This is a genomic window from Pseudomonas sp. UBA6699 (assembly GCF_002454615.1).
GTDB classification, from domain to species: Bacteria; Pseudomonadota; Gammaproteobacteria; order Pseudomonadales; family Pseudomonadaceae; genus Aquipseudomonas; species Aquipseudomonas juntendi.
Window position 1 is genome coordinate 99,900 of the sequence record NZ_DKJF01000057.1, and the last position, 14,019, is coordinate 113,918.

A 14,019-nucleotide genomic window follows, 5' to 3' on the forward strand; every position below is an offset into this window, starting at 1 on the left:
GCAGTGGCCTTGGCGGCTGGCTTGGGCGCAGGTTTTGCGGCGGCGGTGGCTTTAGCTGCTGGCTTGGCTGCGGTAGTGGCTCGACCGGCTGGCTTGGTCGCCGGTTTGGCAACAGCTGGCTTGGCCGTTTTGGCTGCACGCTGGTCAAGGGCCTTGGTCGCGGCTTCACGCACTTTGCCTACACCTTGGGCCAACTTGATGCTGTCTTGGGCATCGCGCTTGAGTTGCTGAATGTAGGCGCGCGTCTGGGTTTGACGCTCCTTGAGGGAGTCCAGCAGTTCTTCAAGTTCAGCGCTGGCTTTTTGCGCTTTGGTCTGTGCCTTGGCTTTACCGGCCTTGGCTGCACCTTGCAGTTTCAAGCGAGCGTTGTGCAGTTTTTCCTGCGCTTTGCCACGCTGCTTTTCCAACTTTGCCAGCAGTTTTTCCGCATCAGCCAGCGCTTGCGAGCAGGCTTCTTCCAAATGTTCGAGCAAGCTACCCGAAAGTTGCTGGAGCAGGTGTAACGGCGTACTTACTGGCTTCTTTTTGGCCGACATGGTTTACCTCCTGGCTGACGAGAGTGCGGCTCATACTATGCTTCTGCTGCTACCGCCGCTAGGGCATGTTGACCGTAATAGTTACGCCGCGTTGCATGCCTGGGCAACGTTGTAAGCTTGCAGCTGCGGGTAAGTGTAGATGCTGGACAAAGCCTTGCCGCGCCGCTGCCCTGTTGCGACTCAAAGCCGCGCCCACGCAAAGCCGCGAAAAAGCCAATACACCTATTCAACACTGGCATACTTCCACGCTCATTGGCGCAGGAACTGACCATGCCTCGATTTCTTGTTTTAGGTTTATGCCTGCTGGCGCCCCTCGCCCTGGCCGACAGTGATGAACGCGATCTCGCCTACAGCCTTGGGGCCAGCCTGGGCGAGCGGCTGCGCCAGGACATGCCGGGCCTGCAACTGGATGCCTTGGTCGATGGCTTGCGCCAGGCCTACCAAGGGCAGCCGCTGAAGCTCGACAAGGCACGCATGCAGGCCGTGCTGCAGCAGCATGATGCACAGGAAAGCGATGACCAGGCGCAAAAGCAGCAAGCGGCGGAAAAACGCTTCATGGCCAATGAGCGGGGGCGTTTTGGCGTGCATGAGTTGCCAGAGGGCGTGCTTTACAACGAGCTGCAGGCAGGAAGTGGCGCGCAGCCGAAAGCCGGTGGCAAAGTGCAGGTGCGCTACGTAGGCAGGTTGCCGGACGGCTCGGTATTCGACCAGAACCAGACGCCACAGTGGTTCAGCCTGGGTTCGGTGATCGAGGGGTGGCAGGTAGCGTTGCCGCAGATGCACGTCGGCGCCAAGTGGCGCCTTGTCATTCCATCCGCACAAGCCTATGGGGCCGAGGGCGCAGGCGACTTGATTCCACCCTATACCCCCTTGGTATTCGAGATCGAACTGCTGGGGGTTGGCGACTGACGCCAACCATCAGGCCTGTACCGCGCCCTCTTCCTTGTGCGCGTTGTGCAGCACTTCGATCAGGCAGTCTTCCAGTTCGAAGCGCTCATGCAGCAAGCCACCGAGCTTGCCCAGTTTTTCGGCAAAGCGCTCTGTGTCCTTGCACTCAGCTTTCGCACAATGGTCGTTGAAAGCCAACGCGATCTGCGTGATGTCATTGATGCGTGGGTTGATCTCTTCGGCCAGCTTCAGTGCCTTCTCGTCACCGAAAGCCTTGGCTTCCCTGACCAGCTGCTCGCAGACCTCGAAGTGCCACGCCGAACAGTAGTCCACGAGCAGACCACAGAAATCCCCGTTCGTATCCTTGTCGGCGAAGGCCAGCTCTTGGGCGCGCAACGCGCGGAAAGAATGCACCAACTCCTCGCGCGCCTTAAGCCAACGATCAATAAGTTCGTGAACCCCACCCCAGCGTTCCTGAGCGTTCTGACAACTATCGAGCATGGCGATCTCTTCCCTTCTGGGTAGATGCCGCTGCACCTCGCGCTGCGAAGGCGCGCACAAAGGTGATATCAGCAGGACGGCATCGAGCAGTTGTGTTTTGAGTATCCGTGCTGCGAGATTATTCCCGCACGTGTTGCCCTTCAAGGTACGCAGTGGACAAACTTCATACAAGTGTTTAATACCGTGTTACATGGCCATTGGTCATTCTGATGACCCAACCTTGCGCCAGGTCAAGCGCCTGCCAGGGTGCGGAAACGATACGCCAGCAGGCAGCTCGCGGGCAGCGCCGCCAGCAGCAGGAAAGCCAACAGGCTCCACTCGGGAACGGTCAGGTCGAGAAAACTCCAGCTCAGCGCGCTGCACTCCGGGCCGCCGAATAGCAGTTGCCGGGCCGCCTCCACCCAACCCTGCTCGAACACACGCCCGATCGGCAGCGGGCATGCATCTACAACCCTTTCAGCACCCTGCAGCCAGACCTGCCGCGCGGCCAGGGCCGCCCCGCCCAGTGAGCAGGCCAACGTCGCCCATGCGTAACGCCGCAGGCCACGTGCACGCGGTGCCTGCAGCACGCTCGCCAGGCTCAGCAGGGCATACAGGGCTAGCAGCAACCGCTGGCTCAAGCGCAACGGGCATGGCACCAGCCCAAGCATGTTATCCAACTGAAAGGACGCAGCCAGCACCGCCAGTGCGGCCAGGCAAGCAGGAAGAAACAAGGTGCGCAAACGGGCCAGCAGCATGGGTGGTGAAGGTCCCGGGATGAGAGTGTGGCCTGGAACGGTAGAGGAAAGACGGGCTTTGTTTCAAGGCGCTACAGCAACGACAAGTCGCTGAAACGCGTAAGAAATTTCCGTCTATTCGATAGGAGGCGACTGAGGACTGGGAATGCATATTCAGCATGCAACGGAAGATAAATCACCAGCCCCCAAAGCCCGCGCCTTGCCGCGGGCTTTGCGGTAGGTCAGGCGCGTACGCCTTCTGGCAGCGGCAACGCCAGCAGGCGTTCGTCGAGCAGGCCAAGGCCCTCCTGGAACAGTTGGTTGCTGCGCTCCGTCTCACCCAGGCCGGCGAGCAGGCGCGCCAGTTCGGCGCAAGCCTCGGGGTTGCGCTCCATGCGCAGGCTGCTTTCGAGGTAATCGCGTGCCTTGCCCCACAGACGGTTCTGCAGGCTGAGGCGGCCAAGGGTGAGCAACAGGCTGGCATCTTGCGGGTGGTCTTTGAGCCAGCCTTCGGCGGTTTGCAACTGGCGTACCGGGTCATCGCCACGCACCAGGCCATACAGGCGAGCCAGATGGCTTTCGTAGTTCCGCTTGAGAGCCGTGCGCAATGCCTGTTCGGCATCACTCTCGGCACCTACCTGGCGTAGCTGTTCAGCGTAGGCCAGCACGAGTTGCGGCTCCTGACGCTGGGCGGCAGTCAGTTGCTGCCAGGCGCGCTCCAGGGCCTGCCGTGCACTTTGCGCGTCCTCGCCACGGGTTGTGGCCAGGCTCAGGTTCTGGCCCCAGGCGCGCTGCTCGAGGGCAGCAAGCTCGGCGGCCGGTAGAACCTTGCCCTTGCGCAGGTCGGGCAACAGGCGAATCAAGGCGGACCAGTCACCGCGCTCCAGGTACAGGCGCTGCAACAGCCGCAGGACCTGGCTGTTGTGCGGGTGGCGCTCCTGCATGGCCAGCAAGGTCTCCAGCGCGCCATCGCTTTCACCCCGGTCCATCTGCAGTTGGGCATGGGTCAGGGCAATGGCCAGTTCTGCCTGTGGCTGGCGCTCCAGGGCACGCTCCAGCAAGTTGTCGCTGTCTTGGCTGCGACCTTGCTCGTTGGCGGCACGCGCTGCACCGAGGTAGTACAGCAGGGGGTGGCGCTCGGCCTCCGCGGCACGGTGCAAATGGCGCTGGGCGCTGGCCCAGCGACCCTCGGCCAGGTCCAGCTGGCCCTGTTCGATTGCCAGGCGAATACGCCGGCGGCGGTTGCGCCGCGACCAAGGGTTGACCACGCCGCTGGAGGTCAGCAACAGCCCCACCAGGTAGCGCAGCAACCACAACACCAGAACGACCGCCAGCAGCCCACCCAGCGCCGCCCACAGCCCCGATTGATAACGGAAACCACCGTAGGAAACCAGTACGTAACCGCTGTGCTTGGCGACGGCGACACCCAGCGCAGCAGCGACCACGATGGCCAGTACGGCCAGCAGGTAGACTCGCTTCATGGCTTGCCCCCCTCGGCCTCGGCCGGCAGATGGCGGCGCTGAATGTAGGCCTGCACGGCTGCCAGGCTTTCGCTGAGGTCAGGGGTGACCACCGACACTGGCTGCTCGGCCAAGGCATTCAGGCTGTCGAGCATGGCCTTGCTTTGCGGGTTGTCGGCATTGAAGTTGGCCAGCAGCACGCTGCGGGCATCATCCAGCGCCTGGGTATAGACCTTCGCGTCGCCATTGAGCGCCGCCCACTGGGCCTGCTCGATGGTCAGGCTCAATGCCAGGCGCAACTGGTTGAGTTGCTGCCCGGCCAGCAATGGGCGCACGTTTTCGTCGGCATTGAAGTCAACCTGGAAATACTTGGAGATTTCCGCCCACCACTGCGACAGGCGGCTGACACCGTCGCCATCGGCGGTCAAGGCGCCGAGGGCATCGGCATTGCTGTCGAACTCCGGCGACTGCGCGCTCAGTTGCTGGACCAAGTCACGCTGCGCAGCCAGCTTCAGGAACAGGCCCGTGCGGTCTGGTTGCTGGGTGCTGTTGAGCGTGGCCAGGCTGCGGTTCAGTTGCTCGCGAGCGGCAAAGGCACCTGGGTCGCTCTGCTCGCGCAGGATCTCGTCGGCACCTTCGACCAGGGCCTTGGCGCTGGTGATGTCCTGCAAGGCCGACAGGCGCAGGGTAGCAAGGCGCAGCAGGTGCTCGGCTTCTGCCAGGCGCCACTCCTTGCGGCTTTCGCCGAGCACGGTTTCCAGGCGCTGACTGAGGCGCTGCTGGTCGCCCTGCAATTGCGCTACCAGTCGCCGGCGGTCTTCCAGTTCGCTGGCGGCTGGCAGGCTGGCCAGTTGCGCACTGATCTGCTGCTCACGCTGTTGCAAGGCCTCGGCGCGCTGGTTAAGCGCCTCGATGTGCTGGCCCTGGTCGAACTCGCTGCCTTGCAGTTGACGCACCTGCCAGGCACCCCAGCCACCTACCGCCACCCCGGCCGCGCCGAGCAGCAAGGCCAGCGCAGCAAGGCCATTGCCGGAGCGCTTGGCAGGCGGGGTGGTAACGGGATCCGCCGGCGTTTGCGCCGACGGCTGATCGTTATTGGACAAGACAGTCTCGCTCACGTATCCATCCTTTGCATGGGGGCGCATCGCGTTCAGCTTAGCGCCTTAAGAGGCAGGTGCAGTGCAAGACTGCACAGCTGCCAGCAAGGCCGCGGCACTGGCGCCACGGCAATCCACAACCTGTTGGGCCCCAGCGGCCCTGGCCTGCCCGGCTACCCGCGGGCTCGGCACGAACAACGGCAACCGGGCCAGCTGTGGCCAATCTGCGCCAGCCAGTTGCTGCAAATGTTCCAAACCCTGCCCACTGCTGACCACCAGGCCATTGAGGCGTTCCGCTTCGATGCGGCGCATCAGCGTGCCTGTGGGGTAAACCGGCAGGCAGCGACGATACAGTTCCAGATAATCGACACTAGCACCTTGCTCTGCAAGACGCTCTGCCAGCAGTTCGCGACCTCCAACGCCGCGAACGATCAATACTCGCGCTGCTGGCACGGCAACCGCCTGGCGCAGTGCCGGCAGCATCAGCAGTGCTTCGCTGTCGTCGCCACGCGGCGGGCAACTCACCCTCAGACCCGCCTGCTGCAACACTGCGGCAGTGGCCTCGCCTACGGTGAACCAGCCTTGAACGGGCGGCTGCAGGCTGGCGTTGGCCAACTGTTCCAGCAACAGCCGTGCAGCTGGCTTGCTGACCACGATGATCGCCTGGTAGCCACCAAGGCCCTGCAGCAACGCGCGCTGCCCAGCCTGGATTTGCACGGGTTCGATCTCCAGCAACGGCAGGCAGTGGCTGGCCACCCCCGCTGCCGCCAGGCTTTGCGCCAGCGCCGCACAGTCCTCGGCAGGCCGGGTCAGCAACAGGCGCCATTGGCTCACGGGTGGCCGGCCTCGCCATAGACCTCTTTGAGGATGGCCTCCGCACCCTGCCCCAGCAGATGTTCGGCGACCTCTACACCAAGGGCCTCGGCAGTTGCACGGGGGGCCCGGGCATCGGCCACCAGCAGGGTGCCGCCACTCGGTTGGCCGACCAGGCCGCGCAACCACAGTTGGTCGCCTTCCAGCACCGCGTAGCAAGCGATCGGCACCTGACAACCGCCGTTCAGGCGTTTGTTCATGGCACGTTCGGCCACCACCCGGTCAGCCGTGTCACGGTGGTGCAGCGGCGCCAGCAAGGCATGGATCGCTTGGTCGGCGCTACGGCACTCGATGCCTACCGCCCCCTGGCCACCGGCAGGCAGGCTGTCGTCGACACTGATGGTGGCGGTGATACGGTCTTCGAAACCGAGGCGGATAAGGCCGGCGGCCGCGAGGATGATGGCGTCGTATTCGCCGGCGTCGAGCTTGGCCAGGCGAGTGTTGACGTTGCCGCGCAGGAAGCGGATCTGCAGGTCGGGGCGACGCGCCAGCAGTTGGGCCTGGCGGCGCAGGCTGGAGGTGCCGACCACGCTGCCGGCAGGCAACGCTTCAAGGCTGGCAAAATGGTTGGAGACAAAGGCGTCACGCGGGTCTTCCCGCTCGCAGATGCAGTACAGGCCCAGCCCCTCGGGGAAGTCCATGGGCACATCCTTCATCGAATGCACGGCGATGTCGGCTTCGTTGTCCAGCAGGGCGGTTTCCAGCTCCTTGACGAACAACCCCTTGCCACCGATTTTTGCCAGCGGCGCGTCGAGCAGCTTGTCCCCGCGGCTGACCATGGGCACCAGGGTCACCCGCAGCTCAGGGTGGGCCTGCTCGAGGCGGGCTTTGACGTATTCGGCCTGCCACAGGGCCAAGGCGCTTTTACGGGTGGCAATGCGGATTTCGCGAGTGGACATGAAACGCCCCGATCCAGAGAAATGCCGTGGATCATAACAGCATCGCAAGGATCGCTAGCAGATGTGGATCAGCTAAGGGCCCCTTCAGGGCTGCCCTGCACCCTGACGGTGGGGCCGACCTGCCGGCCAGCAAGGGCCCAGCCCTTGCCATGCGGGCACCGGTTCAGAGGGCCTGCATCATCTTGCGCACACCGGCCACATGACGCCGGCTTACGGTAAGGGCATCGCCGTTCAGGCCTTTGAGGAACAGTTGGAAGTGGCCCAGGGGCGTGCGCTGAAGGCGTTCGATGCGTTCCCGGGCAACCAAGGCATTGCGGTGAATACGTACAAAGCGGTCGCCAAACTCGTCTTCCAGCGCCTTGAGCGGCTCGTCGAGCAGTACTTCCCCACCGTCGTGGCGCAAGGTCACGTACTTGTGGTCGGCAATGAAGTAGACCACCTGGTCCAACGGAATCAGCTCGATACCTTTGCGGGTGCGGGCGCTGATATGACTGCGCGGGCCACCGCCTTCATTGGCCGGCCGCGTCAGTGCCGCCAGTTGCGCCCGGTTGGGTTTATCGGCCTTGCGCAGTGCATCCCGCAGGGCCTGAGGGTGAACAGGTTTGGCGACATGGCTGAGGGTACTGTCCTTGAATGCCTCGGCACTGTATTGGTCATCCCCGGTGCAAAACACCACCGCTGGCGGCGCCTCGCGCTCGCACAGGCGGGCCGCGACCTGCAAGCCGTCCAGGCCTGGCATGGCGATGTCCAGCAGCACCACGTCGGGCTTGAGGCTGTCGATCAGGGTCAGGGCCTCTTCCCCGTTGGTAGCGCTGGGCTCCAACACGGTGTAACCCTCCAGTTCGCCGAGCAGCCGGCTAAGGCGGTCACGGCCTTGGGGTTCGTCATCAACGATCAGGACATTCATAATTGCGCTGGATTCCTGAATGAGTCTCGCACAGGTATAGCGTAGACAGGTGTGGTTCGAGCGACACTGCGGTCACGCTCTAGACCGGTGCGATGGCCAAAGATTCACTCGGACGGCAGATTCACTGCCAGTCTTCTGTCCAACTGTAGACGGTCCGTGGAACACTGCCGTTCATTCCTTCAAATGATTCACTGCCATTTTCCGGGCATTTCTGTCGACCGGCGCCCTGCGGCAGCCGTCCCAACCCTGTTATTATCGGCGCCACTTTTTCGTTCACGCCTGCAATGAGTGAATCCATGAGCACCGACAAGACCAATCAGTCCTGGGGCGGCCGCTTCAGTGAGCCCGTCGACGCCTTCGTCGCCCGCTTCACCGCCTCGGTCGATTTCGACAAGCGCCTGTACCGCCACGACATCATGGGTTCGATCGCCCATGCCACCATGCTGGCGCAAGTCGGCGTGCTCAGCGATGCCGAGCGCGACACCATCATCGATGGTTTGAAAACCATCCAGGCCGAGATCGAGGCCGGCAACTTCGACTGGCGCGTCGACCTTGAAGACGTGCACATGAACATCGAGGCACGCCTGACCGACCGCATTGGCATCACCGGCAAGAAGCTGCACACCGGCCGTAGCCGCAACGACCAGGTGGCAACCGATATCCGCTTGTGGCTGCGCGATGAAATCGACCTTATCCTGGCCGAAATCACCCGCCTGCAGCAGGGCCTGCTGGAGCAGGCCGAGCGCGAAGCCGAAACCATCATGCCGGGCTTCACCCACCTGCAGACCGCGCAGCCGGTCACCTTCGGCCACCACCTGCTGGCCTGGTTCGAAATGCTCAGCCGCGACTACGAGCGCCTGGTCGATTGCCGCAAGCGCACCAACCGCATGCCGCTGGGCAGCGCCGCACTGGCCGGTACCACCTACCCGATCGACCGCGAACTGACCTGCAAGCTGCTGGGCTTCGAGGCCGTGGGCGGCAACTCGCTGGACGGCGTTTCGGACCGTGACTTCGCCATCGAATTCTGCGCTGCAGCCAGCGTGGCGATGATGCACCTCTCGCGCTTCTCCGAAGAGCTGGTGCTGTGGACCAGCGCGCAGTTCCAGTTCATCGACCTGCCGGACCGCTTCTGCACCGGCAGCTCGATCATGCCGCAGAAAAAGAACCCCGACGTGCCAGAGCTGGTACGTGGCAAGACCGGCCGCGTGTTCGGCGCCTTGACCGGCCTGCTGACCCTGATGAAAGGCCAGCCGCTGGCCTACAACAAGGACAACCAGGAAGACAAGGAGCCGCTGTTCGACGCTGCCGATACCCTGCGCGACTCGCTGCGTGCCTTTGCCGACATGATCCCGGCGATCAAGCCCAAGCACGCCATCATGCGTGAAGCGGCGCTGCGTGGCTTCTCCACGGCAACCGACCTGGCCGACTACCTGGTACGCCGTGGCCTGCCGTTCCGCGACTGCCACGAAATCGTTGGCCATGCGGTGAAGTATGGGGTGGATACCGGCAAGGACCTGGCCGAGATGAGCCTGGACGAACTGCGCCAGTTCAGCGACCAGATCGAGCAGGATGTGTTTGCCGTACTGACCTTGGAAGGGTCGGTGAATGCGCGTGACCATATTGGTGGTACGGCGCCGGCGCAGGTGCGGGCTGCCGTTGTTCGTGGCAAAGCCCTGTTGGCGTCTCGCTAAGCCCCAAGGCGAGGGCTTCGCCCTCGTTCGTGGGCACGCCCGCTCCCACAGTAGGAGCGGGCGTGCCCACGAAGGGCTCAACAGCAGGCTCAGCGCTTACCGCTGCGAATCATCTCCATGAAGGCCGGCATCGCTGCCTCCTTGTCTGCCACGATCCGCGCCATGTGCGGGTTCTCACCCATCAGCTGGAGCAACGCCTTGGCTTGCGGAAAGTCCGCCAGCAGGTCGACGTTCAGCACCTTCTTACCCACCGCATAAGCCAGATCGACCGAGAAGCAGAACATCAGGTCTGCCAGCGTCAGTTGCTCACCCGCTACATACGGCGCAAAGCGCCCGTTACGCTTGAGCGTGGCGAAGCCGGCCAGCAGGTCGGTACGTGCCTTATCCTTGACCAGTGGCTCTACCGCCATGCCAAAGAAGGACTCGGCGTAGCAGGTACGGGCTGGCAGCTCGATGTACAGTTCAATTTCCTTGAGCAACTCGCGAACCTTGGCCTGCTGGAACGGGTCGGCCGGCAGCAGCGCCTTGCCGCCCTGAGTCTGCTCGATGTAGTCGAGGATCACGCTGGTTTCGCTGATAAAGCCGTGTTCGGTTTCCAGCACCGGCACCTTGCCCCGCGGGCTCACTTCCAGCGCCTTTGGCGCCTGGCCGCCGTAGAAGGTGACCTCTTCGAAAGGCAGGCCTTTTTCCAGCAGCGCCAGCTTGACCATGTTGTAGTAGTTGCTGACCGAGAATCCATGAAGCTTGAGCATGAGGTAACAGCCTCCGGGCCGTAAGGGGTTTGGCTCGGCTTTTATAGACCGTAAGCCTGTTCCTGACCAGCGTCATGCGCCTCGTCAATGCCCGGGCATTGCCGCTACAGGCGTGGCACACTGTGCATCCCACCACAGGAGTACCGCCAATGAGCGAGCCCACCGACATCGACAATGACGACGAAGCCTTCGCCGAGGCAACGCTGACCCAAGCCATCGAAAACCAGATCGAAAGCGGCGAGCCGCCGGCGGCCAAGGCCACTTTCAACAAGCTGACGCTGGTTGGTTGGAAACGTGAAGACATTCTCAACGTGATGGCCCATGTGCTGGCCTACGAGATTGACAACATGCTGGCAGAAGACCGCGCGTTCAACGGCGAGTGGTACGAAAACGCCCTGCGTGCGCTGCCCGAGCTGCCACCTGAGATGGATCAAGGCGAGGACGAATAACCCGGCTACACTCGAAGATCAGGCACCGTAGAAAGTGCCGTAATCCTCGTCTGGAAGTCAGGAGTTACCATGCCTTTTACCCCCGATCTTATCGATGAAATGGAAGTACTCGCGCTGTTCAAGCACGACAGCAGCCAGGAAGGCATCAAGATAACCAGCACTGCATCCCCCTCCCTGATCGCCGCTGCGCAGCGCCTGCATGAAAAGGGGCTGACCGATCAACCGGATGGCGGCTACCTGACCAGCCTGGGTCACGACGCGGTTGAAAGTGTGCAGCTGTTGCAGAACATTCTCAAGGCGCCACAGCCGGTCTGAGTGCCCTTCGCGGTCAAGTGTGTAGGAGCGGCCTTGTGTCGCGGTCGGGCCGCAGAGCGGCCCCGACAATTTGTGCAGCGCTGCCGAAATCCTGGGGCCGCTTTGCGGCCCGATCGCGACACAAGGCCGCTCCTACAGGGGGACGGCGCAAGGTTTTAGTTAGCAGTTGCCCTGCGCTTCTCTGCCAGGCGCGAGCGCCCGTACAGCAAGATGATCGCCAGCAACGCCACCGCCTGCGCCGACAGCGAGTAGACGTCGGGATGAATCCCCAACCAGTCAAACTCGAAGAACGCTACCGGGCGCGTGCCCAGCACCCCAGCTTCTTGCAGCGCCTTCACGCCGTGCCCGGCGAACACCACTGACAACGTGCACAGCAGTGCCGCATTGATGCTGAAGAACAGCGTCAGGGGCAGCTTGGCCGAACCGCGCAATATCACCCAAGCCAGGCCCACCAGCAGCACCAGCGCCGTGGCGCCGCCTGCCAGCACCGCCTGGTGCCCGGCAGGGCCCGCCTGCAGCCACAAGGTTTCATAGAACAGGATCACTTCGAACAACTCGCGGTACACCGAGAAGAACGCCAGCACCGCGAAGCCAAAGCGCCCGCCACCACTGACCAGGCTGTTCTTGATGTAGTCCGTCCACGCAGCGGCGTGGCGTCGGTCGTGCATCCATACCCCAAGCCACAGCACCATCACGGCCGCAAACAGCGCCGTGCAGCCCTCCAGCAACTCACGCTGGGCACCACCGACATCGATCACATAGGCGGCCAGCGCCCAGGTAGCGAAGCCGGCGACCAGCGCCAGGCCCCAGCCAATGTTGACACTGCGTACCGCTGACTGCTGGCCGGTGTTGCGCAGGAACGCCAGGATCGCCGCCAGCACCAGAATCGCCTCAAGGCCTTCACGCAACAGAATCAGCAGGCCTGAGACATAACTCAGCGACCAGCTCAGGCCGTCGCTACCCAGCAGCTTTGCCGCTTGCTCAAGCTTGACCTTGGCTTCGCCCAGGCGCTGCTCGACTTGGCCCACGGGCAGGCCATCCTGCAAGGATTGGCGGTAAGCCATAAGCGTCTTTTCAGTGGCCTTGCGCGCCTGGGTATCAATGTTGTCCAGCGAGCTTTCTACTAGCTCGAAGCCCTCAAGATAGGCCGCAACCGACAGGTCATAGGCCTGGTCGCGGTCGCCTGCGCGGTAAGCGGCCAGGCTTTTGTCGAGCGTACTGGCGGTGTATTCGAGCAATTGCGCAGGGCCACGCTTGACCTGCGGCGGCTGGGCACGCTGGGCCCGGAATGCCTCCACGGCCGCTGTGCCTTCGTTGGCGGCGATTTCGGCCGGGGTCTGGCGGGCCAGGTCGGCGATGTTCCAGGTTTTGTCGCCTTTGCCGGCTTCCGGCTTGGCGGTGAAGCTGGCGATGTAGGCCGCCACGTCCCAGCGCTGGCGGTCGTCCAGCTGGTCGGCAAAGGACGGCATCTCGGTGCCGTCGATGCCCAGGGCAAGGGTGTTGTAGAGGTCGAACAGGCTCAACTGGTCAAGGCGCGCGACGTCGCGCAGGTTGGCCGGCGCGGGCTCCAGGCCGACGCCTGCCGGGCCATCGCCCGCGCCGCTTTCACCGTGGCAGATGGCACAGTTTTGTGCGTAAAGGGCAGCACCACGGGCCGGGTCCGGGGTGATTATCGGGGCTTGGCTCACCTCATAAGCCACCGCAAGGCGTGCGCCCAGTTGCCGGGCCTGCCTGGATACCGCTGGGCCGTCCAGACGCTGGTCGATGGCCTGGCGCAGCGCGTGCACACCCTGCTCCAGTGCCGCGTGCTCGGCATTTGCAGGCAGGCCTTTGACCAGTTCGGCCAGTACCGCGCCGAACTCGCGCTGCTCGTCGTATTCGCCGCTGTCGACCACCTTGCCGTCACTCACGGTTGGCGGGTAGTCGGCACCAATGTAGTCAAGCAGGTGCAGGGCCTTGGTAGCTTCGGCAGGGGCTTCAGCCTGTGCCGCAGCGCTGCACAGCGCCAGCACCGTGCCGAGCAATAAAGCCGGCAGCCAGGCAAGCGGACGGGAACGGGTTTTCATGGCCAGTCTCGAAGGGAATGCGAAAGAGAACATTGTTCACTTCCACTTTGCTTCACTCAAGGGTGCTGGGCGGATTTCATGAAAAATCCTGGTACAAATAAGATCACGCGGGATGGCACGGTACCTGGGAGCAGGCTTGCCGGCGATGAAGGAGGCACCGATGCGACAGGAAACACCGGGTACCAAATGATTCACCGCGGGTAGGCCCCTACCCACTAGCCTGTTGAGCCACTACTCAAGAGGCAGGGAACATGGATCGTCCCCATTCAAAGCAGCTACGGCTTGGCCGGTTTTCGGAAACCCGTCGGTTGTATTTGCTTACCAGCACCACCCTGGCAAGAGCCCCAATCTTCAATGACTTTCGCTCAGCCCGCTTGCTGGTGGCCGAGTTCCGCCAGGCTGAAGAGGAAGGTAGCGCCCGATCGCTTGCCTGGGTGGTGATGCCTGACCATTTCCACTGGTTGGTCGAGCTCGGGCCGGCCAGCCTGAAGCGGCTGATGCGCAGGGTGAAGTCCCGTAGCACCATGATGATCAACAGGCATCGAGGGCGAAGCGGCCAGCTCTGGCAGAAGGGGTTTCATGACCGGGCCGTGCGGCGTGAGGAGGATGTGCAGGATGTGGCGCGGTATGTCGTCATGAACCCCAAGCGGGCGGGTCTTGTTGCGAGGGCTGGGGATTATCCGCATTGGGATGCGATTTGGCTCTGACCAGATGTTGCCTGCGGGGGCCCTATCGCAGGCAAGCCCCACAGGGATCGCCTTAGGGCTGACAGGTGTTTGCCGCAAGGTATGGCAGCGCCTGTTAGAGCGAGCGCCGCCCGCGCGGCGCAATCGCGAGCTGCGCTCGCTCCTACGTTGTTTCGGGCCAAT

The 14,019-nt window shown here is 63.0% G+C and carries 15 protein-coding genes; 5 read left to right on the forward strand and 10 right to left on the reverse strand.

The annotated features are described in order from the left end of the window. A partial coding sequence (locus B3361_RS11085; protein WP_286920215.1) for an AlgP family protein occupies window positions 1-536 on the reverse strand: 536 nt, incomplete at its 3' end. A gap of 270 nt (window positions 537-806) precedes the next feature. Between B3361_RS11085 and B3361_RS11090 the strand changes: the two genes are divergently transcribed. Continuing rightward, on the forward strand, window positions 807-1,445 hold the full coding sequence (locus B3361_RS11090) for an FKBP-type peptidyl-prolyl cis-trans isomerase (protein WP_054881269.1): 639 nt from the start codon (window positions 807-809) through the stop codon (window positions 1,443-1,445). 9 nt (window positions 1,446-1,454) lie between these two features. Here the strand turns inward: B3361_RS11090 and B3361_RS11095 are convergent, their stop codons facing one another. The 7 genes from B3361_RS11095 to B3361_RS11125 all read right to left on the reverse strand — a co-directional run bounded on the left by B3361_RS11095 (window position 1,455) and on the right by B3361_RS11125 (window position 7,877). After that, complete coding sequence (locus tag B3361_RS11095) at window positions 1,455-1,925, reverse strand: Rsd/AlgQ family anti-sigma factor (RefSeq protein ID WP_054905594.1); 471 nt, start codon at window positions 1,923-1,925, stop codon at window positions 1,455-1,457. A 230-nt stretch (window positions 1,926-2,155) separates the two neighbouring features. Continuing rightward, on the reverse strand, window positions 2,156-2,662 hold the full coding sequence (locus B3361_RS11100; RefSeq protein WP_054905595.1) for a disulfide bond formation protein B: 507 nt from the start codon (window positions 2,660-2,662) through the stop codon (window positions 2,156-2,158). A 221-nt stretch (window positions 2,663-2,883) separates the two neighbouring features. After that, complete coding sequence (locus tag B3361_RS11105) at window positions 2,884-4,122, reverse strand: heme biosynthesis HemY N-terminal domain-containing protein (RefSeq protein WP_029887267.1); 1,239 nt, start codon at window positions 4,120-4,122, stop codon at window positions 2,884-2,886. Next, window positions 4,119-5,219, reverse strand: a complete 1,101-nt coding sequence (locus B3361_RS11110) for a uroporphyrinogen-III C-methyltransferase (RefSeq protein WP_047150044.1) — start codon at window positions 5,217-5,219, stop codon at window positions 4,119-4,121. The genes B3361_RS11105 and B3361_RS11110 overlap by 4 nt, the downstream gene beginning before the upstream one ends. A gap of 45 nt (window positions 5,220-5,264) precedes the next feature. After that, entirely contained in the window at window positions 5,265-6,032 is a 768-nt protein-coding gene (locus B3361_RS11115; protein ID WP_054905596.1) for a uroporphyrinogen-III synthase, read from the reverse strand. Beyond that, window positions 6,029-6,970 carry a hydroxymethylbilane synthase gene (hemC, locus tag B3361_RS11120; protein WP_054905597.1) on the reverse strand — a complete coding sequence of 314 codons (942 nt, stop codon included), beginning with the start codon at window positions 6,968-6,970 and terminating at the stop codon, window positions 6,029-6,031. Before hemC ends, B3361_RS11115 begins: the two co-directional genes overlap by 4 nt. Window positions 6,971-7,133: 163 nt before the next feature. Then, window positions 7,134-7,877, reverse strand: coding sequence for a LytR/AlgR family response regulator transcription factor (locus tag B3361_RS11125; protein ID WP_009682195.1), 744 nt, complete (start codon window positions 7,875-7,877; stop codon window positions 7,134-7,136). 296 nt (window positions 7,878-8,173) lie between these two features. On the opposite strand from B3361_RS11125, the gene argH reads away from it, so the two are divergent. Then, window positions 8,174-9,568: an argininosuccinate lyase gene (gene argH / locus B3361_RS11130; protein WP_029887272.1), complete on the forward strand. Its 1,395-nt coding sequence runs from the start codon at window positions 8,174-8,176 to the stop codon at window positions 9,566-9,568. An 89-nt stretch (window positions 9,569-9,657) separates the two neighbouring features. On the opposite strand, the gene B3361_RS11135 is transcribed toward argH, so the two are convergent. Further along, on the reverse strand, window positions 9,658-10,320 hold the full coding sequence (locus tag B3361_RS11135) for a glutathione S-transferase (protein ID WP_054905598.1): 663 nt from the start codon (window positions 10,318-10,320) through the stop codon (window positions 9,658-9,660). Between the two features lie 149 nt (window positions 10,321-10,469). Here B3361_RS11135 and B3361_RS11140 point away from each other — a divergent pair, with 149 nt between their 5' ends. Both B3361_RS11140 and B3361_RS11145 read left to right on the forward strand, forming a co-directional pair. Continuing rightward, on the forward strand, window positions 10,470-10,769 hold the full coding sequence (locus B3361_RS11140; protein WP_054905599.1) for a hypothetical protein: 300 nt from the start codon (window positions 10,470-10,472) through the stop codon (window positions 10,767-10,769). Between the two features lie 69 nt (window positions 10,770-10,838). Further along, entirely contained in the window at window positions 10,839-11,084 is a 246-nt protein-coding gene (locus B3361_RS11145; protein WP_286920214.1) for a TIGR02647 family protein, read from the forward strand. 155 nt (window positions 11,085-11,239) lie between these two features. On the opposite strand, the gene B3361_RS11150 is transcribed toward B3361_RS11145, so the two are convergent. Next, complete coding sequence (locus tag B3361_RS11150; protein WP_054905601.1) at window positions 11,240-13,183, reverse strand: cytochrome c/FTR1 family iron permease; 1,944 nt, start codon at window positions 13,181-13,183, stop codon at window positions 11,240-11,242. Between the two features lie 218 nt (window positions 13,184-13,401). Here B3361_RS11150 and B3361_RS11155 point away from each other — a divergent pair, with 218 nt between their 5' ends. Continuing rightward, entirely contained in the window at window positions 13,402-13,857 is a 456-nt protein-coding gene (locus tag B3361_RS11155; protein WP_054905602.1) for an REP-associated tyrosine transposase, read from the forward strand. Window positions 13,858-14,019 lie beyond the last annotated feature (162 nt).

What these genes read in the sequence shown, in the direction of transcription:
- B3361_RS11090 (WP_054881269.1), top strand. Translation starts at nt 807, where the DNA reads ATGCCTCGATTTCTTGTTTTAGGTTTATGCCTGCTGGCGCCCCTCGCC.
- B3361_RS11095 (WP_054905594.1), bottom strand. Translation starts at nt 1,925, where the DNA reads ATGCTCGATAGTTGTCAGAACGCTCAGGAACGCTGGGGTGGGGTTCAC.
- B3361_RS11100 (WP_054905595.1), bottom strand. Translation starts at nt 2,662, where the DNA reads ATGCTGCTGGCCCGTTTGCGCACCTTGTTTCTTCCTGCTTGCCTGGCC.
- B3361_RS11105 (WP_029887267.1), bottom strand. Translation starts at nt 4,122, where the DNA reads ATGAAGCGAGTCTACCTGCTGGCCGTACTGGCCATCGTGGTCGCTGCT.
- hemC (WP_054905597.1), bottom strand. Translation starts at nt 6,970, where the DNA reads ATGTCCACTCGCGAAATCCGCATTGCCACCCGTAAAAGCGCCTTGGCC.
- B3361_RS11125 (WP_009682195.1), bottom strand. Translation starts at nt 7,877, where the DNA reads ATGAATGTCCTGATCGTTGATGACGAACCCCAAGGCCGTGACCGCCTT.
- argH (WP_029887272.1), top strand. Translation starts at nt 8,174, where the DNA reads ATGAGCACCGACAAGACCAATCAGTCCTGGGGCGGCCGCTTCAGTGAG.
- B3361_RS11135 (WP_054905598.1), bottom strand. Translation starts at nt 10,320, where the DNA reads ATGCTCAAGCTTCATGGATTCTCGGTCAGCAACTACTACAACATGGTC.
- B3361_RS11140 (WP_054905599.1), top strand. Translation starts at nt 10,470, where the DNA reads ATGAGCGAGCCCACCGACATCGACAATGACGACGAAGCCTTCGCCGAG.
- B3361_RS11145 (WP_286920214.1), top strand. Translation starts at nt 10,839, where the DNA reads ATGCCTTTTACCCCCGATCTTATCGATGAAATGGAAGTACTCGCGCTG.
- B3361_RS11150 (WP_054905601.1), bottom strand. Translation starts at nt 13,183, where the DNA reads ATGTTCTCTTTCGCATTCCCTTCGAGACTGGCCATGAAAACCCGTTCC.
- B3361_RS11155 (WP_054905602.1), top strand. Translation starts at nt 13,402, where the DNA reads ATGGATCGTCCCCATTCAAAGCAGCTACGGCTTGGCCGGTTTTCGGAA.